At 71.4% G+C, this 3288-nt stretch carries 3 protein-coding genes and 1 pseudogene; 2 read left to right on the top strand and 2 right to left on the bottom strand.

Annotation, left to right across the window (positions count from 1 at the left end; all coding sequences use genetic code 11):
* Positions 1 to 277 precede the first annotated feature (277 nt).
* Together ABZ646_RS43400 and ABZ646_RS43395 are read left to right on the top strand one after the other, a co-directional pair.
* Positions 278 to 901: a sigma-70 family RNA polymerase sigma factor gene (locus ABZ646_RS43400; protein ID WP_360532383.1), complete on the top strand. Its 624-nt coding sequence runs from the start codon at positions 278 to 280 to the stop codon at positions 899 to 901.
* Positions 898 to 1569 (top strand): hypothetical protein, encoded by a 672-nt coding sequence (locus tag ABZ646_RS43395; protein WP_360532381.1) that lies wholly within the window; start codon positions 898 to 900, stop codon positions 1567 to 1569. The genes ABZ646_RS43400 and ABZ646_RS43395 overlap by 4 nt, the downstream gene beginning before the upstream one ends.
* Positions 1570 to 1918: 349 nt before the next feature.
* Here the strand turns inward: ABZ646_RS43395 and ABZ646_RS43390 are convergent, their stop codons facing one another.
* Positions 1919 to 2767 carry a polysaccharide deacetylase family protein gene (locus ABZ646_RS43390; RefSeq protein WP_360532378.1) on the bottom strand — a complete coding sequence of 283 codons (849 nt, stop codon included), beginning with the start codon at positions 2765 to 2767 and terminating at the stop codon, positions 1919 to 1921.
* 68 nt (positions 2768 to 2835) lie between these two features.
* Positions 2836 to 3288: pseudogene (locus tag ABZ646_RS43385) on the bottom strand (polyphosphate kinase 2 family protein); the annotation flags it as partial.

Below are 3288 nucleotides of genomic sequence, written 5' to 3'. Positions count from 1 at the left end.
GCCGGATGCGGGCCCGGCCGCCGCGCGTTCCACTCGGGCCATGAGCACCGAACCGCCCCCGCCCCCGGGTCCCGGAGAGCCACCTGAAGATTGCAGTACACCCCCGGCCGGGCCCTCCGGTGATTTTCCCGAGGTGTGCATGAGTGATCGGCCGCATGAACCACTTAGGTAGGTCTCAGGCCCAACGGGCCGTCGGCGCGCACACGTTGCGCCGGTCCCAGCCGACCCTCAAGGAGAGGAAAAGCCTGCCCATGTGCCGTGCCGCCGGGAGGCCTGCGTGAGTCACGACGATGCCACAGAGGGCGCTCCAGACGCCGAGCCGCGTTCCGGACTGTCACAGTCCATGTTCCTGCCGCTGGACCTGCCGCTGGACTTCGAGGCCTTCTACCTCGGGCACCAGGAGCCGTTCCACGCCTACGCGGAAGTCCACTTCGGGACCCGCGAGGTGGCCGAAGAGGTCATACACGAGGTGTTCCTCCAGATCCACGCGGGCTGGACGGAGCTGCTGAGCTCGGGCTCGCTGGAGCAGGGCGCCTGGGCGATCATGCGGCGGGCCGTGCACGACCGCCTCGATCGCGAGGGCCGCGCGCCGGCGTTCGTCATCAACGGGCCCATAGCCCAGGCGCTGGCCCCGGCGCTCGCCACGGCCCGGGACAAGCTGCAGAAGATGGAGTCGACCAGCGGCCTCTACGAGGCGATCTCGGAACTGCCCAACCGCCAGTTCGAGGTGATCGTGCTGCGCTACATCCTCGGCTATCCCACCGCCAAGGTCGCCTGGTACGTCGGCATCGACGAACGCACCGTCGGCCACCATCTGCGCCGGGGCAAGGAACGCCTGCGCGTCAAGCTCGGCCTGCCCGACGAACGAAAAAGGCCCCATCCGAAGGGGGAACGACCGTGACCACCACACTCGACGCCCTGCTGAACGAGGTCCGGCTGCCCGCCACGGCCCCACGACCGTTCGACGTCGCCGCGGGCCTTCGCCGGCTCGCCGCCGACGCCCGCCGGCGCACCCCGACCACGGACATCGCCCGCGCCGCCCAGGCCGGCCAGCGACTGGGCGTGGTGTGCCGGTGGGTACTCAACGAACCGGCCGTCGCCGACCACGTCGCCAAGATCGCCGAAGGCCCCGACCGCGGACCGCTGACGGAGGAACACCTGGACGTCGACGGCGCCCTCGCGTTCGGCTGCCTGCTCTACCTCACCCGCCACCCCGAGTCCGCCCAGTTCTGGTGGCAGCTCGCCGCCGGCGCCGGCAGCCGCGCCGCCGCCTACTGCCTGCACCTGCACCACCTGGCCCTCGGCGAATCCAGGCGGGCCCAGCACTGGTTCCACCAGCTCACCCACTCCATGGCCGACAGCGCACCGCCCGACGCCGCGTTCCTCGAAGGCCTCGAACTGTTCGCCCGCTACGTCCGCACCAATGGCTCCACCGCCCTGGCCCCCACCCGCCGCCTCGAGCACGAAGTCGACCGGCTCGCCGCACGCACGCCCGGCTGCTCCGTCATCGTCGCCCGGCCCGATCGCCAACTGGTCGACCGGCTACAGGAGTTCGCCGCCGACCGCTGAACCAGGCCGACAGGCGAGGAAGAGCAAGGAGGGGAGTCCCCGCCCGGCCACCGGTTCCGAGGCCACGGCCGCGCGCACTCCCCGCCACGACGCCATACGAAAGGGACGCCTTCCATGCACCCCAGCCCCCGCCCACCCCTGCCGGACAGGTGCCAGTCGACTGCGCCGGTCCGCATCCTGCTGGTCTTCCTGCCGTGCCACAACCCCTGCTGTGTTCCGCCCCGGCAGAGCACAGCGACGCACCCAGTGACCTCTGTTCGAAGGGCAAGGGACACGGAGGCGCTCCAGCAGGCCGCCCGTCCCCGCGGGGCCACGGCGACGATGCTTCCTCGCCCGTGAACGAGGACGGTCACCGGTGACCGGGCGTCTGCCCGATCAGCTGCGACACCTTCACGAACCGGAAGCCCCGCTCGCGCAGCGCGGGTACGACGTCGCGCACCACCTGCTCGGTGGTGGGGGCGGCACTGCGGGTGCAGTGCATGACGACCACGGAACCGGGCTTCACCCCGTCCAGCACCTGCTTCGTCACCGCGTCCGCGTCCGTCGCGAACGCGTCCCCGCTCACCACGTCCCACTGCACGGCGGTGACCCCGAGCCGGCCGACCGCGCGCAGCGCCTGCCGGTCGTAACAGCCGCCGGGGAAGCGGAAGTACGGCATCGGGTGCGGCACGCCCGCCTTGAGCAGCGCAGCGTGGGCGCGCTGCACGTCCGACGTCATCCGGTCGGCGGGGACGGTCGGCAGGCCGTAGCAGTCGCCGGTGAACGCGTAGTGGCTGTAGGAGTGGTTGGCGACCTCGAACTGGGGGTCGTGGCCGAGGGAGCGGGCCTGGTCCGGGTACTGGTCGGCCCAGCGGCCGGTCATGAAGACGGTGGCCGGCACCTTCAGCCGGCGCAGGGTCGCGATCAGCGCCGGATTGTCGAAGTGCTCGCCCGCGGCGGCCCGCGGCCCCTCGTCGGCGGTCATGTCGGCGTCGAAGGTGAGGGCGACGGTCTTGCCCAGGGTGCGGGGACCGTTCATGAACACGGGGGCCGCGCCGCCCGCGCCCGCGGGGAGGGTGGGCGGCGCGGCGGCGGGAGCGGGCTTCGCGGGCGCCGGGTGCCCGGCCGGGGCGGCCTGGGTGGAACCACAGGCGGCGAGCGCGGCCCCCAGGGCACAGACGGCGGTCGTACCGGCAATACGGCGTACTAGTCTGATCACCCTATGAAACTAAGGTGAAATGTCGGTTTTTCTCGGTCGGCGCGGCACCGGGTCACCCGGGCGGCGGGTCAGGGTGCCTTCAGCAGTCGCTCACGGCACGCCGCCACGTCGAAGTCCGCCTTCGGGTACTGCGGGTCGAGCACCTCCAGATGCTCCAGGAGGAGCCGGCCGATCGCCCAGTTGCGGTACCACTTGTGGTCGGCCGGGACCAGGTACCACGGCGTGGCCGCCGTCGAGCAGCGCTCCAGCGCGATCTCGTACGCCTCCTGGAACGCCGGCCACAGTGCACGGTCCTCGATGTCGCCGGGGCTGAACTTCCAGTGCCTGTCCGGGTTGTCGAGGCGCTTGAGCAGGCGTTTCTTCTGTTCCTCGCGGGAGATGTGCAGGAAGCACTTGAGGACGGTCGTGCCGTCCCGGGTGAGCGAGCGCTCGAAGTCGTTGATCCGGTCGTAGCGGCCCTCGATCTCGGCGGGCGGGGCCAGTTCGCGGACCCGGGCGACCAGGACGTCCTCGTAGTGCGA

The sequence above is a fragment of the Streptomyces sp. NPDC007162 genome (assembly GCF_040634175.1).
In the GTDB taxonomy this organism is placed as follows: domain Bacteria; phylum Actinomycetota; class Actinomycetes; order Streptomycetales; family Streptomycetaceae; genus Streptomyces.
Note: the sequence above shows the minus strand (reverse complement) of the source record. Positions and strands in the feature narration are given on the sequence as shown.